At 53.4% G+C, this 26,538-nt stretch carries 27 protein-coding genes and 1 tRNA gene; 11 read left to right on the top strand and 17 right to left on the bottom strand.

The annotated features are described in order from the left end of the window. Window positions 1–178 precede the first annotated feature (178 nt). The 4 genes from EQV24_RS14185 to EQV24_RS14170 are packed head-to-tail and all read left to right on the top strand — an operon-like array spanning window position 179 to window position 4,401. Window positions 179–1,069 carry a sugar ABC transporter permease gene (locus EQV24_RS14185; RefSeq protein WP_013098570.1) on the top strand — a complete coding sequence of 297 codons (891 nt, stop codon included), beginning with the start codon at window positions 179–181 and terminating at the stop codon, window positions 1,067–1,069. Continuing rightward, a complete protein-coding gene (locus EQV24_RS14180) occupies window positions 1,062–1,964 on the top strand; it encodes a carbohydrate ABC transporter permease (protein WP_023620436.1) in 903 nt (300 codons plus the stop codon). Before EQV24_RS14185 ends, EQV24_RS14180 begins: the two co-directional genes overlap by 8 nt. A gap of 12 nt (window positions 1,965–1,976) precedes the next feature. Further along, a complete protein-coding gene (locus EQV24_RS14175) occupies window positions 1,977–3,101 on the top strand; it encodes an ABC transporter ATP-binding protein (RefSeq protein WP_038983877.1) in 1,125 nt (374 codons plus the stop codon). 13 nt (window positions 3,102–3,114) lie between these two features. Next, a complete protein-coding gene (locus EQV24_RS14170) occupies window positions 3,115–4,401 on the top strand; it encodes an ABC transporter substrate-binding protein (RefSeq protein ID WP_130626706.1) in 1,287 nt (428 codons plus the stop codon). Between the two features lie 69 nt (window positions 4,402–4,470). Here EQV24_RS14170 and EQV24_RS14165 read toward each other — a convergent pair whose 3' ends face one another. The 3 genes from EQV24_RS14165 to kduI form a co-directional block, all read right to left on the bottom strand. Continuing rightward, complete coding sequence (locus EQV24_RS14165; protein ID WP_286012102.1) at window positions 4,471–5,904, bottom strand: sugar porter family MFS transporter; 1,434 nt, start codon at window positions 5,902–5,904, stop codon at window positions 4,471–4,473. A 294-nt stretch (window positions 5,905–6,198) separates the two neighbouring features. Beyond that, window positions 6,199–6,960, bottom strand: coding sequence for a 2-dehydro-3-deoxy-D-gluconate 5-dehydrogenase KduD (gene kduD, locus EQV24_RS14160; protein ID WP_130626705.1), 762 nt, complete (start codon window positions 6,958–6,960; stop codon window positions 6,199–6,201). Between the two features lie 63 nt (window positions 6,961–7,023). Continuing rightward, the gene (gene kduI / locus EQV24_RS14155; protein WP_013098576.1) at window positions 7,024–7,860 is read right to left on the bottom strand and encodes a 5-dehydro-4-deoxy-D-glucuronate isomerase; all 837 of its coding nucleotides are present in this window, start codon (window positions 7,858–7,860) and stop codon (window positions 7,024–7,026) included. 299 nt (window positions 7,861–8,159) lie between these two features. Here kduI and EQV24_RS14150 point away from each other — a divergent pair, with 299 nt between their 5' ends. After that, the gene (locus EQV24_RS14150) at window positions 8,160–9,335 is read left to right on the top strand and encodes an oligogalacturonate lyase family protein (RefSeq protein WP_013098577.1); all 1,176 of its coding nucleotides are present in this window, start codon (window positions 8,160–8,162) and stop codon (window positions 9,333–9,335) included. Window positions 9,336–9,442: 107 nt separating this feature from the next. Here the strand turns inward: EQV24_RS14150 and EQV24_RS14145 are convergent, their stop codons facing one another. From EQV24_RS14145 to EQV24_RS14135, 3 genes are all read right to left on the bottom strand, one after another. After that, window positions 9,443–10,126 carry an oligogalacturonate-specific porin KdgM family protein gene (locus EQV24_RS14145; RefSeq protein ID WP_020687115.1) on the bottom strand — a complete coding sequence of 228 codons (684 nt, stop codon included), beginning with the start codon at window positions 10,124–10,126 and terminating at the stop codon, window positions 9,443–9,445. A 243-nt stretch (window positions 10,127–10,369) separates the two neighbouring features. Further along, the gene (locus tag EQV24_RS14140) at window positions 10,370–11,548 is read right to left on the bottom strand and encodes an acetyl-CoA C-acetyltransferase (RefSeq protein ID WP_023620438.1); all 1,179 of its coding nucleotides are present in this window, start codon (window positions 11,546–11,548) and stop codon (window positions 10,370–10,372) included. 93 nt (window positions 11,549–11,641) lie between these two features. Continuing rightward, window positions 11,642–12,508: a LysR family transcriptional regulator gene (locus EQV24_RS14135; protein ID WP_013098580.1), complete on the bottom strand. Its 867-nt coding sequence runs from the start codon at window positions 12,506–12,508 to the stop codon at window positions 11,642–11,644. A 105-nt stretch (window positions 12,509–12,613) separates the two neighbouring features. Between EQV24_RS14135 and EQV24_RS14130 the strand changes: the two genes are divergently transcribed. Together EQV24_RS14130 and EQV24_RS14125 are read left to right on the top strand one after the other, a co-directional pair. Next, a complete protein-coding gene (locus EQV24_RS14130; protein ID WP_020687112.1) occupies window positions 12,614–13,075 on the top strand; it encodes a multidrug/biocide efflux PACE transporter in 462 nt (153 codons plus the stop codon). A 120-nt stretch (window positions 13,076–13,195) separates the two neighbouring features. Beyond that, a complete protein-coding gene (locus tag EQV24_RS14125; RefSeq protein ID WP_023620440.1) occupies window positions 13,196–14,425 on the top strand; it encodes an amino acid permease in 1,230 nt (409 codons plus the stop codon). Between the two features lie 39 nt (window positions 14,426–14,464). Here EQV24_RS14125 and EQV24_RS14120 read toward each other — a convergent pair whose 3' ends face one another. Then, window positions 14,465–14,917, bottom strand: coding sequence for an Lrp/AsnC family transcriptional regulator (locus tag EQV24_RS14120; RefSeq protein ID WP_013098583.1), 453 nt, complete (start codon window positions 14,915–14,917; stop codon window positions 14,465–14,467). 114 nt (window positions 14,918–15,031) lie between these two features. Here EQV24_RS14120 and EQV24_RS14115 point away from each other — a divergent pair, with 114 nt between their 5' ends. Continuing rightward, window positions 15,032–15,643, top strand: coding sequence for a LysE family translocator (locus EQV24_RS14115; RefSeq protein ID WP_013098584.1), 612 nt, complete (start codon window positions 15,032–15,034; stop codon window positions 15,641–15,643). A gap of 27 nt (window positions 15,644–15,670) precedes the next feature. On the opposite strand, the gene EQV24_RS14110 is transcribed toward EQV24_RS14115, so the two are convergent. Continuing rightward, the gene (locus EQV24_RS14110; RefSeq protein WP_013098585.1) at window positions 15,671–15,943 is read right to left on the bottom strand and encodes a GNAT family N-acetyltransferase; all 273 of its coding nucleotides are present in this window, start codon (window positions 15,941–15,943) and stop codon (window positions 15,671–15,673) included. 10 nt (window positions 15,944–15,953) lie between these two features. Beyond that, a complete protein-coding gene (gene yjdI, locus EQV24_RS14105) occupies window positions 15,954–16,184 on the bottom strand; it encodes a 4Fe-4S mono-cluster protein YjdI (RefSeq protein WP_013098586.1) in 231 nt (76 codons plus the stop codon). 245 nt (window positions 16,185–16,429) lie between these two features. Between yjdI and EQV24_RS14100 the strand changes: the two genes are divergently transcribed. Continuing rightward, a complete protein-coding gene (locus tag EQV24_RS14100) occupies window positions 16,430–16,828 on the top strand; it encodes a hypothetical protein (protein ID WP_013098587.1) in 399 nt (132 codons plus the stop codon). Between the two features lie 58 nt (window positions 16,829–16,886). Here the strand turns inward: EQV24_RS14100 and EQV24_RS14095 are convergent, their stop codons facing one another. Further along, the gene (locus tag EQV24_RS14095) at window positions 16,887–17,501 is read right to left on the bottom strand and encodes an outer membrane beta-barrel protein (RefSeq protein ID WP_130626704.1); all 615 of its coding nucleotides are present in this window, start codon (window positions 17,499–17,501) and stop codon (window positions 16,887–16,889) included. A gap of 93 nt (window positions 17,502–17,594) precedes the next feature. Next, a complete protein-coding gene (locus tag EQV24_RS14090; RefSeq protein ID WP_058650435.1) occupies window positions 17,595–18,224 on the bottom strand; it encodes a helix-turn-helix domain-containing protein in 630 nt (209 codons plus the stop codon). Between the two features lie 533 nt (window positions 18,225–18,757). On the opposite strand from EQV24_RS14090, the gene EQV24_RS14085 reads away from it, so the two are divergent. After that, entirely contained in the window at window positions 18,758–19,570 is an 813-nt protein-coding gene (locus EQV24_RS14085; protein ID WP_243649052.1) for a LecA/PA-IL family lectin, read from the top strand. Window positions 19,571–19,702: 132 nt separating this feature from the next. Here the strand turns inward: EQV24_RS14085 and EQV24_RS14080 are convergent. Next, a tRNA-Gly gene (locus EQV24_RS14080) sits at window positions 19,703–19,776 on the bottom strand. Window positions 19,777–19,856: 80 nt separating this feature from the next. Next, a complete protein-coding gene (gene actS, locus EQV24_RS14075) occupies window positions 19,857–20,600 on the bottom strand; it encodes an amidase activator ActS (protein ID WP_013098606.1) in 744 nt (247 codons plus the stop codon). Between the two features lie 162 nt (window positions 20,601–20,762). Between actS and idi the strand changes: the two genes are divergently transcribed. Further along, on the top strand, window positions 20,763–21,305 hold the full coding sequence (gene idi, locus EQV24_RS14070; protein ID WP_013098607.1) for an isopentenyl-diphosphate Delta-isomerase: 543 nt from the start codon (window positions 20,763–20,765) through the stop codon (window positions 21,303–21,305). Between the two features lie 47 nt (window positions 21,306–21,352). Here the strand turns inward: idi and lysS are convergent, their stop codons facing one another. The 4 genes from lysS to dsbC all read right to left on the bottom strand — a co-directional run bounded on the left by lysS (window position 21,353) and on the right by dsbC (window position 26,521). Beyond that, window positions 21,353–22,870 carry a lysine--tRNA ligase gene (lysS, locus tag EQV24_RS14065; RefSeq protein WP_013098608.1) on the bottom strand — a complete coding sequence of 506 codons (1,518 nt, stop codon included), beginning with the start codon at window positions 22,868–22,870 and terminating at the stop codon, window positions 21,353–21,355. A gap of 9 nt (window positions 22,871–22,879) precedes the next feature. Then, window positions 22,880–23,978 (bottom strand): peptide chain release factor 2 gene (prfB, locus tag EQV24_RS14060; RefSeq protein WP_095908218.1). Its coding sequence is split into 2 segments (ribosomal slippage): window positions 22,880–23,902 and window positions 23,904–23,978, totalling 1,098 coding nucleotides; the frame shifts between segments, so codons are not numbered across the junction. Window positions 23,979–24,068: 90 nt separating this feature from the next. Next, window positions 24,069–25,802: a single-stranded-DNA-specific exonuclease RecJ gene (recJ, locus tag EQV24_RS14055; RefSeq protein ID WP_040021687.1), complete on the bottom strand. Its 1,734-nt coding sequence runs from the start codon at window positions 25,800–25,802 to the stop codon at window positions 24,069–24,071. A 5-nt stretch (window positions 25,803–25,807) separates the two neighbouring features. Continuing rightward, a complete protein-coding gene (gene dsbC / locus EQV24_RS14050; protein ID WP_013098611.1) occupies window positions 25,808–26,521 on the bottom strand; it encodes a bifunctional protein-disulfide isomerase/oxidoreductase DsbC in 714 nt (237 codons plus the stop codon). Window positions 26,522–26,538: the final 17 nt, after the last annotated feature.

Here is a 26,538-nt window from a genome sequence, read left to right as displayed (position 1 = left end):
TCCTCACTTTATTGAAACAGCGTTTCGATGCTGATCACATTTCCATCATTAAGCGAATGACGCGGGAAAAAATAGCCATAATATAAAATAAAACACTGTTTTATTATTCGAAAACTACGGTTCGGATGTCCTGAAACTCATACCGTCATTTCACCCACTGATTGCCAGGTAGGTCTGTATGAATGAAAACAAGCTGCTGGGGCTCGCATGGATATCACCCTACATTATTGGGTTGATACTCTTTACGGCTTTCCCCTTCGTCTCATCGTTTTTCCTTAGTTTTACGGATTACGATTTGATGAGCCCGCCGGTGTTTAACGGCATCGAAAACTATCGCTATATGTTTACTGAAGACACGCTCTTCTGGACATCAATGGGTGTCACGTTCGCGTATGTATTTTTGACCATTCCGCTGAAGCTCGCGTTTGCATTAGGGATTGCGTTTGTTCTCAACTTCAAATTACGCGGGATCGGCTTTTTCCGTACCGCTTACTATATTCCGTCGATCCTCGGCAGCTCCGTGGCGATTGCTGTCTTGTGGCGCGCCTTATTTGCGATAGATGGTCTGCTGAACAGCTTTATTGGCGTATTTGGCTTCGACCCGGTGAACTGGCTGGGTGAGCCCTCTCTGGCGCTGATGTCTGTGACCCTGCTGCGCGTCTGGCAGTTCGGCTCCGCGATGGTCATCTTCCTGGCGGCGCTGCAAAACGTTCCGCAGTCTCAGTATGAAGCGGCAATGATCGACGGCGCGTCCAGATGGCAAATGTTCATGAAAGTGACCGTGCCGCTGATTACGCCAGTGATTTTCTTCAACTTCATCATGCAAACCACTCAGGCATTCCAGGAATTTACCGGGCCGTACGTCATTACCGGCGGCGGGCCAACCTACTCGACCTATCTGTTCTCGCTCTACATCTACGACACGGCGTTCAAATATTTCGATATGGGTTATGGCGCGGCGCTGGCGTGGATCCTGTTCCTGGTGGTGGCCGTCTTTGCCGGTATCGCCTTTAAGTCATCGAAATACTGGGTGTTCTACTCCGCCGATAAAGGAGGCAAAAATGGCTGATATTCAACACCTTTCCGCGGCAAGAAGCGTCGCCGAACGCGAGGTTGCCCGTACGCAGCGCAGAGAGAAAATCAACGCCACCGTTCGCTATACGATCCTGCTGTTTGTCGGCCTGCTGATGCTCTACCCGCTGGTGTGGATGTTCTCAGCGTCGTTCAAACCGAACCACGAGATCTTCACTACCCTGAGCCTGTGGCCGGCACATGCCACCTGGGACGGGTTTATCAACGGCTGGAAGACCGGGACCGAGTACACCTTCGGCCATTACATGCTGAACACCTTTAAGTACGTGATCCCCAAAGTGATCCTGACCATTATCTCCTCCACCATTGTGGCGTATGGTTTTGCCCGCTTTGAGATCCCGTGGAAAAAATTCTGGTTCGCCACGCTCATCACCACCATGCTGCTGCCCAGCACCGTGCTGTTGATTCCGCAGTACCTGATGTTCCGTGAAATGGGCATGTTGAACAGCTACATGCCGCTGTACCTGCCGCTGGCCTTCGCCACGCAGGGGTTCTTCGTCTTTATGCTGATCCAGTTCCTGCGCGGCGTGCCGCGTGACATGGAAGAGGCGGCGCAAATCGACGGCTGTAACTCCCTTCAGGTGCTGTGGTACGTGGTGGTGCCGATCCTGAAACCGGCCATTATCTCCGTCGCCCTGTTCCAGTTCATGTGGTCAATGAATGACTTTATCGGGCCGCTGATTTATGTCTACAGCGTGGATAAATACCCGATTGCACTGGCGCTGAAAATGTCCATCGACGTTACCGAAGGTGCGCCGTGGAACGAAATTCTGGCAATGGCGAGCATCTCCATTCTGCCATCCATCATTGTGTTCTTCCTGGCCCAACGCTACTTCGTGCAGGGCGTCTCCAGCAGCGGAATTAAAGGTTAAGAGGGAAATATCATGGCTGAAGTTGTCTTCAATAAACTGGAAAAGGTTTACTCCAACGGCTTCAAAGCCGTACATGCTATCGACCTGAAGATCGCCGAGGGGGAGTTTATGGTGATCGTCGGTCCATCCGGCTGTGCCAAGTCCACCACCCTTCGCATGCTGGCGGGGCTGGAAACCATCAGCGGCGGTGAGGTGCGGATCGGCGATAAGATCGTGAACAACCTCGCACCGAAGGAGCGCGGCATTGCGATGGTGTTCCAGAACTACGCGCTCTACCCGCACATGACGGTGCGCGAAAATCTGGCCTTTGGTCTGAAGCTGAGCAAACTGCCGAAAGAGCAAATTGAGTCGCAGGTAAACGAAGCGGCAAAAATCCTGGAACTGGAGTCGCTGCTTGACCGCCTGCCGCGTCAGCTTTCCGGTGGACAGGCCCAGCGCGTTGCGGTTGGCCGCGCGATTGTGAAAAAGCCGGACGTGTTTCTCTTTGACGAACCGCTGTCAAACCTTGATGCCAAGCTCCGTGCCTCGATGCGTATTCGTATTTCTGATCTGCATAAGCAGCTGAAGCAGTCCGGTAAACCGGCCACCACCGTCTACGTCACGCATGACCAGACCGAAGCGATGACCATGGGCGACCGTATCTGTGTAATGAAGCTGGGCCACATCATGCAGGTCGATACCCCGGATAATCTTTACCACAAGCCCAACAACATGTTCGTCGCGGGATTCATCGGTGCACCGGAGATGAACATTCGTAAAAGCCAGCTGGTGGAAAAAGCCGGTCAACTGCACATCACCCTCGGCAATGAAACCATGCCGCTCAATGCGCAAACGCAGGAAAAAGTCGCTGCTTATGCCGGTCAGGACGTGTTCTACGGTGTGCGTCCGGAGTTTGTGTCGATCTCAGACTCGCCTTTCCCGGATGGGTGCAGCGGCGAAATGGTGCGCGTGGAGAACATGGGCCACGAATTCTTTGTGTACCTGAAGGTAGGAGACAACGAACTGACCGCCAGAATCCCTTCGGAAGAGGCTAAGCCGATGATTGCTAAAGGGCTTAACCGAAAAGTCTATTTCCGCTTCGACATGAATAAGTGCCATATTTTTGACGCAAAAACTGAACTGAACCTCTCTCTCTGATGGAGCAAGAAAAATGAAAAATGTGCTTTTAAGCGCAGCAATCTCCGCGCCCCTGGGCCTTACTGCTTTGCCATCGATGGCGCAAGATACCGATTTACGTATGTCCTGGTGGGGCGGTAATGGCCGTCACCAGGTGACGCTGAAAGCGTTAGAAGAGTTCCATAAACAGAACCCTGACATTAACGTTAAGGCGGAATACACCGGCTGGGACGGCCATCTTTCCCGTCTGACCACCCAGATTGCAGGCGGCACAGAGCCGGATGTGATGCAAACCAACTGGAACTGGCTGCCGATCTTCTCGAAAACCGGCGACGGCTTTTACGATCTGAATAAAATGAAGGACGTGATAGATCTAAGCCAGTTTGATGCCAAAGAGCTCCAGTCCACAACGGTCAACGGCAAGCTGAACGGGATCCCAATCTCCGTGACCGCGCGCGTCTTCTACTTTAACGACGAAACGTGGAAAAAAGCGGGCATCGACTACCCAAAAACCTGGGACGAACTGATGGCCGCCGGTAAAACCTTCGAAAGCAAGCTCGGCAAGCAGTATTACCCTGTCATACTGGAACACCAGGACACGCTGGCGCTGCTGAATTCTTACATGGTTCAGAAATACAACATCCCTGCCGTGGACGAGAAAACCAAAAAATTCACCTACAGCAAGGCGCAATGGGTGGAGTTCTTCCAGACCTACAAAAAACTGATTGATAGCCATGTGATGCCGGACACCAAATACTATGCGTCGTTTGGCAAGAGCAACATGTATGAGATGAAGCCGTGGATCCAGGGGGAATGGGGCGGCACCTATATGTGGAACTCCACCATCAACAAATACTCCGATAACCTCAAGCCACCGGCAAAACTGGTGCTGGGCAGTTACCCGATGCTGCCGGGTGCCACGGATGCGGGCCTGTTCTTCAAACCGGCACAGATGCTGTCGATCGGTAAATCGACCAAAAACCCGGAAGCGGCGGCAAAGCTGATTAACTTCCTGCTGAACAGTAAAGAGGGCGTGGAGACGCTGGGCCTGGAGCGTGGCGTACCGCTGAGCAAAGTGGCGGTTCAGTACCTGACTGAAGCCGGTACCATTAAAGAAAACGACCCGTCGGTTGCAGGCCTGCGTCTGGCGCAGTCGCTGCCTGCAAAACTCAGCGTGTCACCTTACTTTGACGATCCGCAGATTGTGGCGCAGTTCGGCACCTCGCTGCAGTATATCGACTATGGTCAGAAATCAGTGGAAGAGACCGCTGCAGATTTCCAGCGTCAGGCTGAGCGTATTCTGAAGCGGGCGATGCGTTAAAAGGCGACGCCTTACCGGGCCGACAAGGTATTGTAGGCCCGGTAAGCGAAGCGCCACCGGGCAATAACATTACACGCCAATATTACGTAATTTCTCCCCGCTCATCAGCTTGCGTTCAATATGCTCCAGCGTCACGCCTTTGGTTTCAGGAATCAGCCAGAAGGTTACCCCGATAAACACCACGTTCAGTACCGTGTAGAGCCAGAACGTTCCTGCTGCACCAATGGCATCCAGCAGCGTCAGGAAGGTTGCGCCGATGATCATGTTCGACACCCAGTTGGTGGTGGTGGAACAGGTGATGCCAAAGTCGCGGCACTTCAGCGGCTGAATTTCAGAGCACAGGATCCACACCACCGGTGCGGCGCTCATGGCATATCCGGCGATACACATCATGGTCATCCCGACAGAGAGCCAGGAGAGACCGCTCGAGGCGGTGCCATTATCAAACTGCATCAGACAGTAACCGAGGATCAGCGTACCGAGCGCCATTACGCTAAAGCCAATCTTCAGCGCCGGTTTACGACCGGCTTTATCCACGGTAAATACCGCGATAAACGTGGCAAACATAAAGGTCAGCCCGACCACCAGCGTTGCAATCATCTGCTGTTCAGTGGTGGTGAATCCGGCCATTTTGAAGATACGCGGCGCGTAATACATGATGATGTTCATCCCGGTGAACTGCTGCATCGCCTGCAGCAGCATGCCAAGGAACACCGCGCGACGCACGTTGCGGTTGGCTTTAAACAGCGACCAGCCGCCCTGCTTCAGCTTCAGGCTTTCGCGGATCTCGTTCAGCTCTTCACGCGCTTTCTCTGAGGTATCACGCAGCATGCGCAGCACCTCTTCCGCTTCCACGTGACGACCTTTCTGCGCCAGCCAGCGCGGGCTGTTCGGCAGGAAAATCACCAGCACAATCAGCAACAGCGCGGGCAGCGCCAGCACGCCCAGCATGGCGCGCCAGTTACCGCTGTAGCTGAAGTAAGTATCCGACAGAAACGCCAGTACGATACCCAGCGTGACCATCAGCTGGTACATACTGATCATCTTGCCGCGCACGTTCTCGCTCGCCATCTCCGAGAGATACAGCGGCGCGGTGTAGGAGGCAATCCCGACCGCCACGCCCAGCAGGACGCGGGAGAGCAGCAGCACTTCCACGTTGGTGGCGAACGCAGAGCCAATGGAGCCTGCCACAAACAGGATCGCCCCAACCATCAGGCTATATTTGCGCCCGAGACGGAACGAGAGCCAGCCATTGAACAGCGCGCCGATGGCCGCGCCAAGCATCATGCTGCTCACCACCCACTCCTGCAGGCGACTGCTCAGCGTAAAGTGATCGGTAATAAACGGTAATGCGCCAGCAATGACGCCGATATCCAGTCCAAATAACAAGCCAGCCACTGCCGCCGCAATGGAGACAAACTGGTTCATGCGGCGAGTATCGCGCAGCGCCGCGGGCATGAGGGTAGAGTCATTTATAGATGTCATAGTTTCCTGCCTGAACAGAGAAATTCGTTAAGTGAAATTACGAGATAGCGAAGAAAAGTGTCAGGCCGGAATTCGCGAAGATATGGATTATTTCGCTATGGCATGGCGATCTGTGATGGACATTACAATTTCAACTCACGGTGAAATATCGCCATATTTTACTAATTGATTAATATTTAAGTAATAAAACTGTGATGCGCGTCATTTATGATTTTTTAGTATGGATTTTTCATCTTTGTCGATATGGATAATGACAATTTTTGAGCAAAAAAAACCTCCACCCGCAGGCAGAGGCTCTTTCGTCAGCGCGAATTAACGCGCCAGCCAGCCGCCATCAACCGCTACGGTATAACCGTTGATGTAGTCCGACGCCTTCGATGCCAGGAACACCACAGGTCCTTTCAGATCGTCCGGCAGCCCCCAACGCCCTGCCGGGATTCGGTCAAGGATTTCCGCGCTACGCTGCTCGTCCGCACGCAGCGGCTGGGTGTTGTTGGTCGCCATGTAGCCCGGGGCAATGGCGTTAACGTTGATATTGTGCTTCGCCCATTCGTTCGCCAGCAGACGGGTGACCCCCATCACTGCGCTTTTTGACGCGGTGTAAGACGGCACCCGGATGCCCCCCTGGAAGGAGAGCATGGAGGCGATATTGATAATCTTGCCGCCATTCCCCTGAGCGATGAAGTGTTTCGCCGCCGCCTGAGACATAAAGAACACGCTTTTGATATTCAGGTTCATCACGTCGTCCCAGTCGCGCTCGCTGAAGTTAATGGCGTCTTCACGGCGGATCAGCCCGGCATTATTGACCAGAATATCGATATGACCGAATTCCGCCACGGCGCGATCCAGCAGGTCAGGAATGGCGTCGATTTTACGCAGATCCGCGGTCAGGCTCAGGAAACGGCGGCCCAGCGCGGTCACGCGCTCGATGGTTTCCGTAGGCTCGACGATGTTGATGCCCACGATATCGCAGCCCGCTTCTGCCAGCCCTAACGCCATGCCCTGGCCCAGACCGGTGTCACAACCGGAAACCACAGCCACTTTACCTTGCAGAGAGAATGCATCCAGAATCATGTTTGTTCCTTACTCTTTCGATGCCTGTCAGCAACAGGCAGATTTATGCTTAACTGCCCGCGACTAGCGCAGATCTTTTACCGCGACGTGGTCCATGTCATCAAAGACCTGGTTTTCACCGACCATTCCCCAGATGAAGGTATACGCCTTCGTCCCCACACCGGAGTGAATTGACCAGCTTGGAGAGATAACCGCCTGCTCGTTATGCATCACGATATGGCGTGTTTCCTGCGGTTGACCCATCATGTGGAATACGCAGGCATCCTCATCCATGTTGAAGTAGAAATAGACCTCCATACGGCGCTCGTGGGTATGGCACGGCATGGTGTTCCACAGGTTGCCCGGCGCCAGCTCGGTCAGCCCCATGCTGAGCTGGCAGGTCTCCAGCACATCCGGAACGAAGTATTTGTTGATGGTGCGACGATTGCTGGTGAGGTTATCGCCCAGCGTCACCGGGGCTACGTCTGCCGGGGTAACTTTTTTGGTAGGACAGGTGGTGTGAGCCGGGGCGCAGTTGTAGTAAAACTTCGCTGGCGTGCTGCCGTCGACGCTGGCAAAAACCACCTCTTTCGCGCCCTTGCCGACATACAGCGCGTCGCGGTGACCAATTTCGTAGCACTGGCCGTCAACCGTAATGGTGCCCGGCCCGCCAATGTTAATCACGCCCAGTTCACGCCGTTCCAGGAAATAGCTCACGCCGAGCTGCTTACCCACTTCCCCACCCACGGAGACAGTTTTGGTCACCGGCATAATTCCGCCCACAATAATGCGGTCAATGTGGCTGTAGACCATGGTGTAGCGATCGGCTTCGAACACCTGCTCAACTAAAAATTCACTGCGCAGCCCCTGCGTGTCGAGGGTTTTGGCGTGCGCGCTGTGGATGCTTTGTCTGACGTCCACGATAACCTCCAGAATGGATCGTGCCCGAAGGCAGAAAATTAACGAAACGACGTTCCGTTTTAAGGATAAGCACAGTGTAAACGCCCATAATGGGGTTTTCAATTACTTTTAAAACATCGTTTCATTTTTTGTGATTCTTTATACCAGAAATGGTGTTCCGATCACGGAAGCGTCAGGATTCGCCGCTTCATCGCCCTCAAACTGACAAACTGCGCGATAAGTCACACTAAATAAAACAGTGTTTTGATAATTTAATACCTACTTTTTAATCTTATTTTTATTGCCGAAAGGAGCGCATTATGGCTAAAGGTATGCGGGTCAAGCTGAACTACGAGATCGGCCGGGATCCGGATACAGGCGTCGAAGTCACGCGTCTGACCCCGCCTGAAGTAACCTGTCATCGCAACTACTTTTACCAGAAGTGCTTCTTTAATGACGGCAGTCATCTGCTGTTCGCCGGAGCGTTCGATGGTCACTGGAACTATTACCTGCTGGATCTGCAGAACGCCGAAGCCGTACAGCTGACGGAGGGCGCAGGCGATAACACCTTTGGCGGATTTCTCTCCCCGGACGATCGCGCCTTCTACTATGTGAAGAACGATCGCACGCTTCTGGAGGTCTCTCTTGAGACACGGGCAGAGCGTGAAGTGTACCGCGTCCCGGATGACTGGGTCGGTTACGGCACCTGGGTGGCGAACAGCGACTGCACCAGCCTTGTGGGCATTGAAATTGCGAAACGCGACTGGACACCGCTGAACGACTGGCAAATTTTCCACGACTTCTTCCATAAAGGGCCACACTGCCGGCTGCTGCGCGTGGATCTGAAAACCGGCGAGAGCTCAATCATTCATGAAGAGAAGAAGTGGCTGGGGCATCCTATCTATCGTCCGTTTGATGACCATACGGTGGCGTTTTGTCACGAGGGACCACACGATCTGGTCGATGCCCGGATGTGGCTGGTCAACGAAGATGGCACCGACATACGTAAAGTCAAAACGCATGCACAAGGTGAAAGCTGTACCCACGAATTCTGGGTCCCGGATGGCTCCGCGCTGGTATACGTCTCGTATCTGAAAGGCCAGCAGGGTCGTTCCATCTGCCGCTTCGATCCACAAACCGGCGTCAATGAGACGATAATGCAGATGCCATCCTGTTCACATTTGATGAGTAATTTCGACGGCACGTTACTGGTAGGCGACGGTTCCGGCACACCGGTGGATGTGAAAGACACCCACGGTTACACCATCGATAACGATCCCTATCTCTACGCCTTTGACGTGGCGAAAAAGCGCTACTATCGCATCGCCCGTCATGACACCTCCTGGGCGACGGTAGAAAATAGCCGCCAGGTCACCCATCCGCATCCCTCCTTTACACCGGACGAGAAAGCGGTGCTATTCAGTTCCGATAAAGACGGTAAACCTGCCCTCTATATTGCGAAACTCCCCGCGCAACCGGATATGTTGTCTGCATGATTTAAAAATGTGTTTCTGTAACTGGCCTTGCCCTCCTTACGGAGGGCTTTTTTTGCTCTGAACGTTTTGCCCGGTGACGCTGCGCTCACCGGGCCTGGAGGGAAATATCAGAAGGAATACGCCACGCCTAAACGGAAGCGGGTCTGACGTTCATCGCTCTCTTTCACACCCACGTTACCCACCTCAACATATGGCGCCCAGTTTTTATCCCATTTATACGCCAGCTTCGCGTTATATTCGGTGGAATAATCTTTATTATTATTACGGACCATCCCTTCCGTACTTTTTGCATAAACATAATTCAGTTCGGTACGCCAGTCTCCCATGACCCAGCCGACCCAGGCATCACCACGGTTAACTTTGTCATCGTCTTTATTAGAGCTCGACGGATAACGGGTATATTCATAACGGTAGCGCGCGGCCACGTAAAAGCCATTATCGAAACTGTATTGCAGGTGCAGGTTCGGTTTATAAATGGTACGGCTGTCGTTACTCTCAAGCGTGAACGCGGGAGTCAGCGCAATATTCTCTGTCGCTTTCCAGCGCCAGCTAATTTGATCTTCATGACCGTTACCCACCACATCCGCAAACGGCTGGTCGGCCTTATCACCACCCGATTTCCATTTCGCTTCTACCGAAAAACCGACGCCATTCGCAAAGCGATGCGAGACTGAAACACGGTCTGCATTTGCGCCGTTGTCGATGTATTCATGACGCAGATCGACGGTCACCGCCTGTGCGGCGAAAGAGGTACCAATAAGAGAAGCTACAACCAGAGATTTGTTAAACATGACAAAAACCCTCAATTAAAATAACGTTTCATTTTTATGAAATAGCAGTTTATTTTTTAATAAATGCTATTTTAGTGAGCAAGATCGTAATTATTTGTTTCATTTTTTTCGGTACAAATCGGCGTGATACACGTCAACAAACAAGTGGGATTTAGGCGAAATTAATGGAGGGAGATCACGTCAGGCAGGAATAACGCGCATAAAAAAACCTCCCATCGGGAGGTTTTTTTATGAAGGAAGGGATTAACGTTCGATAGCCAGCGCTACTCCTTGCCCACCGCCGATACAGAGCGTGGCAATGCCTTTACGGGCGTTACGCTTTTTCATCTCGTGAACCAGCGATACCAGAATGCGGCAGCCGGAAGCACCGATGGGATGACCGAGCGCAATCGCACCGCCGTTGACATTCACCCGCAGCGGATCCCACTCCAGCATTTTGCCCACTGAGATCGCCTGCGCGGCAAAGGCCTCGTTGACTTCAATCAGATCCACATCGGAAAGCTGCCAGCCCGCGCGATCGAGGCAGCGACGGGTCGCATACACCGGTGCGATCCCCATTAACGCCGGATCAACCCCCACGCTGGCAAACGCCTTAATCCGGGCCAGCACGGGGAGATCCAGTTCCTGCGCTTTGCTTTCGCTCATCATCATCACCGCCGCCGCACCGTCGTTAATCGAAGAGGCATTTCCCGCCGTGACCGACCCCTGCGTTTCAAAAGCAGGATTGAGCATGGCCAGCCCTTCTGCGCTAGCATCGGTTCGCGGCTGCTCATCGGTGTCGACGACAATCGTCTGACCGTTCTGGCGCTGGGTGCACACCGGGACAATTTCATCGCGAAAACGCCCGGAATCAATCGCGGCACGCGCTTTCTGCTGCGAGCTCAACGCGTAAGCATCCTGCAGCTCACGGCTTATACCGTACTCACGCGCCAGGTTTTCCGCCGTCACGCCCATATGATAATCATTAAACGCGTCCCACAGCCCGTCATGCACCAGGCTGTCAAGCAGCTGGCTGTTACCCAGCTGCGCGCCGGTGCGGCTGTCGGTGAGGACATGCGGCGCGCGGCTCATGTTCTCCTGCCCACCGGCAATGACCACATCCGCTTCGCCACACTGGATGGCCTGCGTGGCAAGATGCAGCGCCTTTAACCCTGAGCCACAGACGTCGTTGATGGTGATTGCCGAGACGGTGTTGGGCAGGCCGCCTTTTAGCGCCGCCTGACGGGCAGGGTTTTGCCCGGCGCCGGCCGTCAGGACCTGTCCGAGGATCACCTCATCGACTTCATGTGCCGGGATCCCGCTGCGCTCCACCAGCGCTTTCACCACCACGCTACCCAGTTCAACAGCCGAGTGACGCGCCAGCGCTCCCTGAAAACAGCCGATAGCTGTACGCAACGCACCCACTATAACGACATCTTTCATCACCACCTCTGCGTTAAAGGACATGACGATAGTAGAGGATTGTTACTGGCATTTATCTTAATTGTTTAAAAATAGTGAGTTTAATCACAAGGATCAGCGTGCGTCCTGCAGATACTGCCGCAGCCAGCTTCCGGCGACGCCGGGAGGGGATCGTTTATTCCACAGCAGATCGATACCGATCGCGCGAGGCCAGCCAGGGACATTCAACTGCACCAGCGATTTCGCGGCGGCAAATTCTTCCACCAGCGCACACGGCAACACGCACCAGCCAAATCCCTGCACCGCCATACTCAGCAGTAACAGGTAATTCGGTGCCGACCAGACCGGCCCCCGGGCGAGCGTTGCCTCGCGCTCAAGATAGGTGCTGAGCCGCAGTTCCCGCCAGCCGTGCAGCTCATCGGCCTGCACTTCATGTTGCCCGGCCAGAGGATGCGTGGTCGCGACATAAATCGCCATCCGGGTTTGCATCGGCAACCGGGTGACGCCGATATCGGTCGGGTAAGCGTCACGCGCCTCCGTCAGGCCAACCTGCGCCCTCTCCTTTTGCAGCAGATCGATGACGTCCTCTTCCTCGCCAATCAGGCACTCAAATTCCGTATGGGGAAAACGCTGGTCAAACTGGTTCATCAGATCTTCCAGCACGTCCGGGTTAAGCGTATCAGAGAGGACAAACGTCAGGCGCGCCTCCGTTTGCGCGGTCAACGATACCGCCAGTTCGTCCAGCCGCGTGCTGGCGGCGAGGATCGCCTGGACATAGCCCAGCACCTGCTCTCCCTGAGCGGTTAACACCGGCTGGCGCGCCGAACGGTCGAACAGATCAAAGCCGAGGTCAGCTTCAAGATTGGCAATCGAGGTACTGATTGTTGACTGGCTTTTACGCAGCCGCCGTGCGGCAGCAGAAAAAGAGCCCGCCGCCACGGTTTCAACAAACGCGGTAAGGGCTTCAGGTGAGTAGCGCATAACCTATCTACTTTATCGATGGATACCATCTTTAATATATCACCTTTAGCGATAAAAATAGGCACCATCAACGCCCATACCGGCGAATTAACGAGGTCGAAAGCTATGCAACATCAGGATGCACTCCAACGTAAACTGCCGGAGCGGATCTTCCACGCGGTCTGCTTTGAGGGGATTGCCACGGCGATCCTCGCCCCAACGGCAGCGTGGCTGATGCAGCGTTCCGTGGTGGAGATGGGTGGGTTGACCATTATCCTCGCCACCACGGCCATGCTCTGGAACATTATCTATAACTTCGGTTTCGACCGTTTCTGGCCTGTCCAGCGCGTAAAACGCACGGCAAAAGTCCGCGCGCTGCATGCCCTGGGGTTCGAATGTGGGTTTATCGTGATTGGCGTGTCGATTGTCGCTGCGGTTCTTGGCGTCACGCTGCTGCAGGCATTCACGCTGGAAATAGGTTTCTTCCTGTTCTTCCTGCCCTACACCATGTTCTACAACTGGGCGTATGACACGTTACGTGAGAAATTCCTGAAGCGTCGTCAGCAGCGACGCGCCCTGGCGGGCTAACTCCCCTCTGGCCGGACGACTGGTCCGGCCAAACTCCGTCGAAGCAACTGCGCTCTCAACGCATAACTATGGTAAATTGCACTCCATTCTGAATGGTTTGCTAGTTGATACGTTGCTCTAATGTCGAAAATTTGGTCAAAAGATGAGACTCTGTGGAGTTTCGCTCTCTATGGCACGGCCGTGGGCGCAGGAACGCTGTTCTTGCCCATCCAGCTGGGCTCCGCAGGCGCTATTGTCCTGTTCATTACCGCCCTTGTGGCCTACCCATTAACCTACTGGCCGCATAAAGCGCTGGCGCAATTTATCCTGTCGTCAAAAACGAAAGGCAATGAAGGGATCACTGGCGCGGTCTCCCACTACTACGGCAGGAAAATCGGGAATCTGATCACCACGCTCTATTTCATCGCCTTCTTCGTGGTGGTGCAGATTTACGCCGTGGCCATCACCAATTCATTAACGGAGCAGCTGGCAAAAAGGATGACAGTGGATACCGCCACTCGCGTGCTGGTCAGTTTTGGCGTGGTACTGGTATTGAATCTTATCTTCCTGATGGGGCGTCATATCACGATCAAAGTGATGGGCTTCCTGGTATTTCCGCTGATCGCCTATTTCCTGTTTGTCTCCCTGTACCTGACCGGCAGCTGGCAACCCTCACTGCTCACCAGCCAGATGGCGTTTGATCGCCACACTTTGCATCAGGTGTGGATCTCAATCCCGGTGATGGTGTTCGCGTTTAGCCATACGCCGATTATCTCCACCTTTGCCGTCGATCGCCGCGAGAAGTTCGGTGACGCAGCCATGGACAAGTGCAAGAAAATCATGAAGGTGGCGTATCTGATCATCTGCCTGAGCGTGCTGTTCTTTGTGTTCAGCTGCCTGCTCTCGATTCCGCCGTCCTATATTGTGACCGCAAAAGAGCAAGGGGTGACGATCCTGTCAGCGCTGTCGATGATGCCCTCTTCTCCGGCCTGGCTCGGCATTTCCGGCATTATTGTGGCGATTATTGCCATGTCGAAATCGTTCCTGGGCACCTATTTTGGGGTGATTGAAGGGGCGACGGAAATCGTAAAGTCGTCGCTGAATCAGGTCGGCGTGAAGAAGAGCCGCGCCTTTAACCGTGCGATTTCTATTCTGGGCGTGTCGCTGATCACCTTTGCGGTCTGCTGCATTAACCCGAACGCCATTTCGATGATTTACGCCATCAGCGGTCCGCTTATCGCCATGATCCTGTTTATCATGCCGACGCTGTCGACATACCTGATCCCCGCCCTGAAGCCGTATCGCTCCATTGGCAGCCTGCTCACGCTCATTGTTGGCGTGCTGTGCGTGTCGGTGATGTTTGTCGGCTAACCCTCGCGTGCCCGGCCTTCTGCCGGGCGCGTCTGATTTTTACAGTGGAAACGGTCTGTCCTGCACGACCGTTTTCATCACCAGCGTAGAGCGAAGATGCTGTACGCCTGGCATGGCAGAAAGTTTCTCGTCATACAGTTTCTGAAAAGCCGACAGATCGCGGGTGACAACATGCATCAGGTAGTCGGGATCGCCAAATAATCGCTGGGCCAGCACGATTTGCGGGATCTCTTCCACCGCCTCTTCGAACGCGCTGACCGCTTTCTTATCACCCTCTTTCAGGGTGGCAAACACAATCGCCAGGAAATTAAACCCCATTTTGGCGGGATCGAGATTGGCGCGATACCCCGTAATGGCTCCGCTCTGCTCCAGCGCACGTACGCGTCGGTGACACGGAGAGAGGCTCAGGTTCACCCGCTCCGCCAGCTCCGTAAGAGATAAACGGCCATCAGCCTGCAGTTCAGCAAGAATTTTTCGATCAATGCTATCCATATGGAAGATTTTCTCAATTTTAGCGTTTTATGAGCATAACATTGAAAACTCATTTCGTACCGATACCGATATTCTTTCTCTCCGGGTAATTCAGGTACAGGAGTTTCACAGACGATGGAAATGAGTATTGTGGCCGGTTTTTGGGTGGTGTCCTTCCTGCTCATCATGACTCCGGGTGCAGACTGGGCCTATGCGATCAGCGCCGGGATCAACGGGCGGCGCGTAGTGCCGGCGGTGATGGGGCTGATGTCCGGGCATCTGCTCGCCACGCTGGTCGTAGTGGCGGGCGTGGGTGTGTTGATGGCTCAACATCCACTGGCATTATCAGGGCTGACAATTGCGGGGGCGGTTTATCTGCTGTGGCTCGGCATCACGCTGTTACGCCATCCTGCCGCGCCGGAAAGCACCGTACAGCATGCAGGAAACTGGAAACAGTGGGCGGTGAAGGGATTATGTATCAGCGGGCTCAACCCAAAAGTCTTCTTACTGTTTCTGGCGTTGCTTCCGCAGTTTACCGATCCAAAGGGAAGCTGGTCGATTGCCACGCAGATGTCAGCCTTGGGTGTGATGCATCTTATCACCTGCACACTGGTCTATTTGCTGGTGGGATATGGTTCGAAAGCGGTGCTGGCGACCCGTCCGCAGGCGGCACGTGCGGTGAGTATGGCCTCAGGGGGGATTATGGTGGCGATCGCGCTGGGATTGCTGCTGGAGCAGGTGAGATAAAAAAACACCGGCCATCGCCGGTGTGTTTTACGCCCGAATATCGTCATATTCCCGCGTGTTATCAAACTCATGCTTCGCAAACGGACACAGCGGGATAATTTTGCGATTCTCACCGCGCATTTTCTCCACCACCTTCGCCACCAGCTGCTTACCAACCCCTTGCCCCTTCAGGCTCGGATCGACATCGGTGTGCTCAATAATACTCAGATGCTCACCTGTGGGTACGAAGACAATCTCTGCGACCTGATTGCCGTTCGCATCGTTCACATAAAACTTGTTATGGCCTTCCAGAATATCCATGGTTCCTCGCTTATTTTTGGCGATACTGCAGCGCACCGCTCGGACAGGTATCAATCACGCGTACAACGGTTTCCACGTCCACTTCATCAGGAATGATCCACGGTTTACGTTTCAGATTAAACAGCTTTGCGCTGCCGCGAACGCAGTTACCGGAGTGTTTGCAGATCCCGGTATTGAAGTAGACGTCAATTTTCTCCCCGGTATAGGCCCGGTAACCCGCATCCAGTAGTTCTTTATCCATGACATTGCCTCTGTAATTATTATCGTGCTGAATGAAGCATAGCCTTACGGGATCCTGATGGCTATAACGTATAGCGTTTTCTTGCCGGATTGTTTCCCCTGCGTGCATGACTGACGCAGACGGGGTGGCTGCGTCAGCCTGGCTGATTATTCCCGCCGGGATATTTAAAATTAAACAAGTTTAATCTGAAGATGTATCGGTTGTTTACGATAATGTCCGCTCTGCTTATTTAACACGAGTCCCCCATGAAGAAACGGTCATTATTACTGACTCTGCTCAGCCTCAGTTTATTAACCGCCTGCAGCGCGTCTGCGCCTGATAAGGTTGAACAAATCCATCATCTGCAGATCCCATTAGTTTTACCCGGAGAAAAACCGCCAGAAATTCCGGCATCGCATATCGCTGCGCTGTATCAGGAAAATAAAGTTCAGATCGACCGTTTAACAGCGCAGTTGAAATCAGATTATTTACAACAGACTACCGCGAAAGATATTTTTACCGAAGATAGCCCTGTTCAGCCGGTCTTCGCCTCGCTGACTAAACTTGAGCAGCTGGAAATGGTTAATCAGCAGTACCTGAAAGATAAAAACGTCACGGGACTGCAAAAGATTAACATTGTCCTTCAACCTTTAGTCACCGGTTAAATGCCAAAAGCCCAACTGCTGAACAGTCGGGCTTTTGTAACGGAAAGGATGGCAAAGATTAATCGCGCTGTCCAAATCGCCATGTCAGACCTGCAGTCACAGAGCTTACGTCGCTGCTGACGCCAATCTGGTTGGCATTACCCACGTTGCTTACCCATTGATATTCCAGACGGCCCGCTAAATTTTTGTTAAACGCATACTCCGTCCCGACTGCGGCAAGCGGGCGAACGCCTGTTTCAAAACGATTGTGACCACTTACATCAGATTCAGCACGATAGGCCATCGCTCCGGCACGACCATAGATATCCCAGCTGTCGGTCACGGCATAGCTGGCTTTTAAGGACATCTGTAGCCCCTGGCTTTTCATTTGTGCCCCCGCGCTATGTTTGCCTTTAATCTGCATATTGCCTAAATAATCGTACCCGCCTTCCAGTGCCAGCCACGGAGTCATCTGATAACCCGCGTATACCCCACCACCGACATTATCATGATCGATATTATACTGGTTCGAGCCATTATTATTATCGCTCGCTTTCGAGCCGGTGCTGGCGTCAAAATAGTGTGACCAGCCGAATTTAGCACCGCTATACCAGGTGCCTGTATCTGCCGCTGCAAATGCAGACGTTGCGGTAAAAGCGTTAGCCAGAATTAATGCAACAAGTGTCTTTTTCATAGAAATCCCGTTTACTCTGTTGAATATTTCAGTGAGCAAACGATATCGACAAACACGACGATCGCGAAATCATTTTCTGTTTATTTTTAAATTTTAAAATGACTCTGGCAAATGCCCTACCTCCAGTAAATATCCGCCACGTTTGAACGCGATATATTTACCTTGCTTAAGTGCAGATAATACATTGAGAATACTGCTGCGGGAAAGAAGCGTACGATCCTGAATATATTCCAGAATAGTTATTCGCATCCGCACCTCATCGGGCAGTAATATCATCTCCTGCAGATAGCTGCGAATCACGGAATAGGTGCGCTGCTGCACAACCTGGGCATCACGATAAATGAGATAGGCCGTATGGTACGACAGCAAGGCTGCCACATCCTCCCAGACGCCCTGTTCACGAAATCGCGCGGCGGCTTCATCTGCATCAGCACGCAAAATCAGAGACTCCCGTTCTGCGCGTAGTATATGTCCTTGCGTCGGCTGGATCATCTCGGCAATGCCGAACAGATGAGGCTCAAAAACGCTAACTAACAGCAACCCGTCAGATGCCCGCAGCAAAGAAAGCTCTCCTTCCTGAAAAAGATACATTTGCTGGCGGCCTTTATGTTTCCAGGTAATCCGCTTACGCGGCGCGAGCTTCACTTTTTCCGCAATGGGTTCAAGTACCGCCGTCAGGCGTTCAATGGAGTGTTCAGGGCGAACAGGAGGCAATATATGCATGACACCACCTTTGGGTATTCGATAATGGCCAGTATAGACCACAGCGGCCATCACTCAGACTGGTATGAGGGAATGAAGGTATATCAGAGGGTATGGCATACGTAAAAAGATAATTTGTTTATTTTTGAACTTTACCCGCATGACACGTGATAAGTATGCCCGATTTCCTGAAGTGCTTACATGAATATCAACGTAAACAATGGGGAGAATAAACGATTTAAAAACCCTGCACTCACCCTCTTATTTCTTAAGATTATTCCTAATTCAGCGATAATTATTTTAATATTTTTAATTGATTACAAAATCGCAACCCTTAATAAAGCTTTTAGCGTTTTGAATTGTATATACCACCTGACTATTCTCATTCCTGCCGATAACAACCGGGTAATGATGATGAGAAGTTCGTGCTTCTCAGGATTTTATTTATTCAAATTATCAGGCGGTTAGCAGAACTGAGTGACTTAAATCACGCATTTCGTAAGGACTATCTTTCAATGGCGAAATTCTTCGCCACGCTGTCACAGGAGTCAGACATGAGCGAAAATTTAATCTGGTCAGGAAAAGTTGACGCAAAAAATGCCGAAGGGACAAATACAGGAGTTGCCCTCAAAGCGGGAGAGATAATTACTATTCTGGCCAGTGGTTGGGCCAGGAATGGAAGTGAAAATTTTGCGCTTACCGCACCACAGGGGCGTATTCCCCGAGAGGGTGAAACGCTAACGTTACGCAATCCTTCGCTTCAGGCACGCCTTGGTAACGAAAATTATCCGGTTGGTAATCATAAATACCGCTGGTCGGTTCCAGCTGAAGGGACGTTGACGCTGTTTTTTGCCGATGGCAAAGACCAGTACAAAGACAACGCCGGTGAATTCAGCGTTGAAGTGTATCGCGAGGCGGATATTTCCGCCGCGGCGGCAGCTCCGTTTGAAGATTTAACCAACTTTGAGCGCGATAACTGGAATAACTGGCAGGCCGGACCTGCCGGTCACGATCTTTACCTGGTTGACGCCAGCACCCGCGCCGTCGAGTTTATTACCAGACCTAATAAAAACCATGCCGGTGAGATCCTCAAAAAGACACTGACAGGTCTGACTGCCGGGTATGAATATACCTGGACGGTGAAAATTGCGCGCATCATAGAAAAATATGAAGCGCCAAAGGTTTCGCTGCGTGCTGATGGCAAAGACATTTCCGCCCCCCTGGAACTGAAGCAGGCAAATGAATGGGTAACCCTGAGTGGAAAATTCAAAGCCACGGGCAGTCAGGCTGAACTCGCGGTAGTCAGCCATGTGTCAGCCAGTATGGGAAATGATTTCCGCATCAAGGAACTGAAGATAAAGGGTTAACGTCAAAAAAGTCGGACTGCTATTTAGCGAGAATGCTGGATGGCAGTGCGATGTTCAAAATTGCTTACAGTAAGTAAATCAGCCAGAAAGCTTTAAACAGAGTCGCTTAGGATTTAGTCTTTAAGAAAGGTCTGGAGCGGGCGAAGGGAATCGAACCCTCGTATAGAGCTTGGGAAGCTCTCGTTCTACCATTGAACTACGCCCGCTTTGAGGTGCGTAAAGCATTATAGACCTTACGCCTCTTCATACAAGCCTCTTCGCAACTAAACGGCGATAAAATAATCACTTAGCACTTCGGCTTGCTGCCCTGTGCCGGAAGATAACGCTGCGGGTCGATGGCGGTGGCCTTATAACGGATCTGGAAGTGCAGCTTCACCGTATCCGTCCCCGTGCTGCCCATGGTGGCGATCTTCTGCCCCGCCTTCACGTTCTGGCCGTTATTAACCAGCATTGTGTCGTTATGCGCATAAGCCGTGATGTAGTCTTCACCATGCTTAATCATGATCAGATTACCGTAACCGCGCAGCTGGTTGCCCACGTACACGACCTTCCCTGCCCCGGAGGCATAAACCGGCGTACCGCGCGCGGCTGCAATATCGATTCCCTTATTGCCGCCTTCAGATAAGGAGTACGGCAACACAACTTTGCCGCTGGCCGGCCAAATCCAGCAGCGCTGTCCGACAGGCGGCCAGGAGGATTGCGGCACCGCATAGGATGGCGTCACTTTGGCGGTTTTGCCTTTCGACGACGATTTTTTGCCCGAGGATGAACCACCATTAACCTTCAGCTTCTGCCCCACTTCGATGGTATATGGCGGAGAGATATTATTCAGACGCGCCAGCTCCTTTACGCTGGTCCCCGTCGCGCGCGAAATCCGGTACAGTGTATCCCCGCGCTTCACGGTATAGACCGCGCCGGAATAGCTGCCCATATCCGAAGATTTACTCCCTGAACAGCCTGCCAGCAATAGCGTCAGCATCAGGCAGAACACGGCAGTGATGGGGTTTCTCGTCAGGCTTCCTGCAAACAAAACAGATCCTCGGTCAGCGTGAATGGCGCCCTATAATACCAGCCCAAACAGATATGGGTCAGCCCTTTTCCGCTCTGTGGAACAAACCGTTCGTACCGGAATGCAGTATAATGACATCGCTGGTGGTGCTGAACCATCCGCATGGTTAGCACTGGAGCATCAATGAGTATTCAAGAACACGTTATTTTGGTAAATGACCAGGGAATGGTGATTGGCACTCAGGAAAAATACGCTGCACATACCTCCCATACCCCACTCCATCTGGCGTTCTCTTCCTGGCTCTTCAATGCCAAAGGGGAGTGTCTTATCACCCGTCGCGCATTAAGCAAAAAAGCCTGGCCGGGCGTCTGGACGAACTCAGTCTGCGGCCATCCGCAATCTGGTGAAGCGATTGATCAGGCCATTGTGCGCCGCTGCCGCTATGAAGTGGGAGCCGAAATTACCGGGATCACCCCTGTCGCCGCTGAGTTTCGCTACTGTGAAACCGATCCTTCCGGGATCGTCGAAAATGAGATTTGCCCGGTCTTTGCCGCCAGGATAACGAATGCGCTGACGATCAACAGTGATGAAGTGATGGCATACGAATGGGTTGATCTGGATGCGTTGTTCCAGGCTCTGGATGCCACACCGTGGGCCTTTAGCCCCTGGATGGTGATGGAAGCGACGGCGGCACGCGAAAAACTGCGGGCCTTCGCCGCCAAATAAAAAAGCCCCGGCGACTATCGCACGGGGCTTTTTACGATCTGCAGACGTTATTTAACCGGACGCATCGCCGGGAACAGGATCACGTCGCGGATGGTGTGGCTGTTGGTGAACAGCATTACCATACGGTCAATACCAATACCCAGACCCGCCGTTGGTGGCAGGCCGTGCTCCAGCGCCGTCACGTAGTCTTCGTCGAAGAACATCGCTTCGTCGTCGCCTGCCGCTTTTGCGTCAACCTGATCCTGGAAGCGCTGCGCCTGATCTTCTGCATCGTTCAGCTCGCTAAAGCCGTTGCCGATTTCACGGCCACCGATGAAGAATTCAAAGCGGTCAGTGATCTCCGGGTTCTCGTCATTACGACGCGCCAGCGGGGACACTTCAGCCGGGTATTCAGTGATGAAGGTCGGCTGAATCAGGTGCGCTTCTGCCACTTCTTCAAAGATCTCGGTCACGATACGGCCCAGACCCCAGCTCTTCTCCACTTTAATACCGATGCTTTCAGCGATCGCTTTTGCAGAATCGAAGTTATCCAGATCCGCCATGTTGGTTTCCGGGCGGTATTTCTTGATCGCTTCGCGCATGGTCAGTTTTTCGAACGGCTTGCCGAAGTCGAACACTTCTTCACCGTAAGGTACCTGCGTGGTGCCCAGAATGTCCTGTGCCAGGGTGCGGAACAGGGATTCGGTCAGCTCGATCAGATCTTTGTAATCTGCATACGCCATATAGAGTTCCATCATGGTGAACTCTGGGTTATGACGCACGGAGATGCCTTCGTTACGGAAGTTACGGTTGATTTCGAACACGCGATCGAACCCACCCACCACCAGACGCTTCAGGTACAGTTCCGGCGCGATACGCAGGTACATGTCCAGGTCCAGGGCATTGTGATGGGTGATGAACGGACGTGCGGAAGCACCGCCCGGGATCACCTGCATCATTGGGGTTTCCACTTCCATAAAGTCGCGGTTAACCATGAACTGGCGGATACCGGCCATGATCTGGGAGCGAATTTTGAAAGTCTTGCGGGACTCATCGTTAGAGATGAGGTCCAGATAACGCTGGCGGTAGCGCGCTTCCTGATCCTGCAGGCCGTGGAATTTGTCCGGCAGCGGGCGCAGGGCTTTGGTCAACAGACGCAGTTCGGTGCAGTGGATAGACAGTTCACCGGTCTTGGTTTTGAACAGTTTACCTTTCGCGCCCAGGATATCGCCCAGGTCCCACTTCTTGAACTGCTCGTTGTAGATGCCTTCTGGCAGATCGTCACGGGAAACGTACAGCTGAATGCGGCCGCCTACGTCCTGCAGGGTAACGAAAGAGGCTTTACCCATGATACGACGGGTCATCATACGGCCCGCAACGGCCACTTCGATGTTCAGCGCTTCCAGCTCTTCGTTTTCTTTAGCGTCGAAGTCAGCGTGCAGTTGGTCTGAGGTGTGGTCACGACGAAAATCGTTCGGGAACGGCACGCCCTGCTCGCGCAGCGCTGCCAGCTTCTCGCGGCGGGTTTTCAGTTCGTTGTTAAGATCGACTACCGCGTCAGCGCCCTGTGCTTGTTGTTCAGACATGTTGGTTCCTCATAACCCTGCTTTCAAACTTGCTTCGATAAATTGGTCCAGGCTGCCGTCCAGCACCGCCTGCGTGTTACGGGTTTCAACCCCGGTACGCAGGTCTTTGATGCGGGAGTCATCAAGGACGTAAGAACGGATCTGGCTGCCCCAGCCGATATCAGACTTGTTGTCTTCCATCGCCTGTTTCTCAGCATTTTTCTTCTGCATTTCCAGCTCATAAAGCTTCGCTTTCATCTGCTTCATGGCCTGGTCTTTGTTCTTATGCTGGGAACGGTCGTTCTGGCACTGTGTTACCAGCCCGGTTGGAATGTGGGTAATACGTACCGCTGATTCCGTACGGTTAACGTGCTGTCCACCCGCGCCAGATGCGCGGTAAACGTCGATACGCAGATCTGCCGGGTTGATTTCGATATCGATATCTTCGTCAACTTCGGGGTAAACAAACGCGGAGCTGAAGGAGGTATGACGACGACCACCGGAGTCGAACGGGCTCTTACGTACCAGGCGGTGAACGCCGGTTTCGGTACGCAGCCAGCCGTAGGCGTAGTCACCAATGATCTTGATGGTGACGGACTTAATGCCAGCCACTTCGCCTTCAGACTCTTCGATAATCTCGGTTTTAAAGCCACGTGCTTCAGCCCAGCGCAGATACATGCGCATCAGCATGCTGGCCCAGTCCTGCGCTTCAGTACCGCCAGAACCTGCCTGGATATCGAGATAGCAGTCAGCGCTATCGTATTCGCCGGAGAACATACGACGGAACTCAAGCTGCGCCAGCTTCTCTTCCAGCACGTCGAGCTCTGCCACGGCTTCGTTAAAGGTTTCTTCGTCGTCGGCTTCTACAGCCAGCTCCAGCAAACCGGAAACGTCTTCCAGCCCCTGAGCCATTTGATCCAGCGTATCTACGATAGCTTCGAGAGAGGAACGCTCTTTACCCAGCGCCTGCGCGCGTTCAGGCTCGTTCCAGACGTCCGGCTGTTCCAGCTCGGCGTTTACTTCTTCAAGACGCTCTTTCTTGGCATCGTAGTCAAAGATACCCCCTAAGAACGTCAGAGCGCTCCGTGAGGTCCTGAATACGGTTTTTTACCGGATTAATTTCAAACATGGTCTGTTTTCTTTTATGGACTTGTCAAAATGCGGTGATAAGAGCGGGATTGTACCGAATCCACGCCCTTTTTTATAGAGATTACTGCCGCTAAATTGGCCAGATATTGTCGATGATGATTTGAAGGGAGCGGTTACCGCGAAACTCGTTGATATCCAGTTTGTAGGCCAGTTCGACCTCGCGTACGCCATTGTCCGGCCAGACAGCGGTATCGACGTTAAAGGCAATACCATCCAACAGCGGGCCGCCGCCCACCGGTTCCACCATCACTTTCAAGTGACGTTCGCCCACGATGCGCTGTTGCAGCAGACGGAAGCGGCCATCGAACAGCGGCTCCGGGAACATCTGCCCCCACGGGCCTGCATCGCGTAGCATTTGCGCCACTTCCATGGTCATCTCCATCGGTGCGAGCTCACCGTCGGAAATCACTTCCCCCTGCAGCAGAGCAGGGTCGATCCAGTCAGTCACCAGTTCGCCAAACAGACGCTGGAACTCGTCGAATTTCGCCTCTTCCAGCGACAAGCCTGCCGCCATCGCGTGACCACCGAATTTGAGCATCAGGCCCGGGTAGAGCGTATCCAGACGCTCCAGCGCATCGCGCATGTGCAGCCCCTGAATCGAACGACCGGAGCCCTTCAGCGTGCCATCGCCTGCGGGCGCAAATGCAATCACCGGACGGTGGAAACGCTCTTTAATACGCGACGCCAGAATGCCCACCACCCCCTGATGCCATTCAGGGTGGTACATCGCCAGCCCGCCCGGCAATGTTTCACCGCTGCGTTCAAGCTTTTCACACAGGGTTAGTGCTTCAGCCTGCATTCCCTGTTCGATCTCTTTGCGGGTCTGGTTCAGCGCATCCAGTTCATTCGCCAGCACGCGCGCTTCACCAATGTTATCGCACAGCAGCAGCGCGACGCCGACGGACATATCGTCCAGCCTGCCGGCCGCGTTCAGGCGCGGGCCGAGGGCAAAGCCCAAATCGCTGGCGGCGAGCTTGAGCGGATCGCGGTTCGCAATCTCCAGCAGCGCCTTAATACCCGGACGACACTTGCCCGCACGAATGCGGCTTAACCCTTGCCAGGTGAGGATACGGTTATTGGTATCGAGCGGTACCACGTCCGCCACGGTGCCGAGCGCAACAAGATCGAGATACTCGGCCAGATTGGGCACGGCGATCCCGCGGGACTCGAACCAGCCTTTATCCCGCAGCAGAGTACGCAGCGCCAGCATCAGATAAAACGCCACCCCCACGCCCGCCAGTGATTTCGATGGGAAATCGCAGTCGCGCAGGTTCGGGTTAATAATGGCCTCAGCGGCCGGCAGCGTTTCACCCGGCAGGTGGTGATCGGTAACCAGCACCGGGATCCCCAACTGATGCGCGTGATCGACCCCCGTATGGGAGGAGATCCCGTTATCTACGGTCAGGATCATCTGCGCGCCGCGGGCATGTGCCTGATCGACCACTTCCGGGCTAAGGCCATAACCATCTTCAAAGCGGTTAGGCACCAGATAGGTAACGTTTTCGCAGCCCAGCGCGCGCAGACTGAGCACGCTCAGCGCGGTGCTGGTGGCGCCGTCGGCATCGAAATCCCCCACCACCACAATGCGCGTGCCTTCTCGAAGCGCGTTGTAGAGCATTTCAGTGGCTTTTTCGATGCCGTTCAGCTGCTGCCAGGGCAGCATCCCTTTGACGCTGCGCTCAAGATCGCCTGCATTCCGCACGCCGCGGCTGGCGTAGAGCCGCTTTAACAGCGGGGGAAGATCGGCTGGCAAATCAACCTGTTCAACCGCGTCGCGGCGGCGCAATTTTATTGGGGCTTTCACGCGGATTATTTACCACCAAACTGTTTCTGGTGTGCGTCGAGGAACTCTTTCATCTCTTTTGGCCCCTGATAGCCCGGGACAACGTAGCCGTTGCTTAAGACAATGGCTGGCGTACCGGTCACGCCAAACTGCACGCCCAGTGCGTAGTGGTTGGCAATATCAATATCACAGGAAGCCGGCTGCACACCCTTACCGTTCATCGCGTCATCAAACGCTTTGTTACGATCTTTTGCACACCAGATGGCCTTCATATCCTGCTCAGGCTGGCTCTGCACACCCGCGCGAGGGAAAGCCAGATAACGCACGGTAATGCCCAGCGCGTTGTAATCTTTCATCTCTTCATGCAGCTTGTGGCAGTAGCCACAGGTAATGTCGGTAAAGACGGTTATAACGTGTTTTTCCTGCGCCGCCTTATAAACGATCATCTCTTTTTCGAGCGCATTCAGGTTTTTCATCAGCAGCTGGTTGGTCACGTTCACCGGCTGCGCGCCGCTTACGTCGTACATCGGCCCCTGAATAATGTGTTTGCCATCTTCGGTCACGTACAGCACGCCGCTGTTGGTTAAAACGGTTTTCATCCCCGCCACCGGCGCAGGCTGAATATCGCTGCTGGTCACGCCGAGTTTCGTCAGCGACTGTTTGATAGCGGCGTCATCCGCGTGGGCAAAACCGGTAAAAGAGGCTGCCAGCAGGGTGAACAGCGCAAAAGACTTTTTCATATAAGATCCTGTAACAA

The organism is Enterobacter sp. A8 (assembly GCF_004296595.1).
GTDB lineage: Bacteria > Pseudomonadota > Gammaproteobacteria > Enterobacterales > Enterobacteriaceae > Enterobacter > Enterobacter cloacae.
This window is presented reverse-complemented; position numbering and strand designations above follow the sequence as displayed.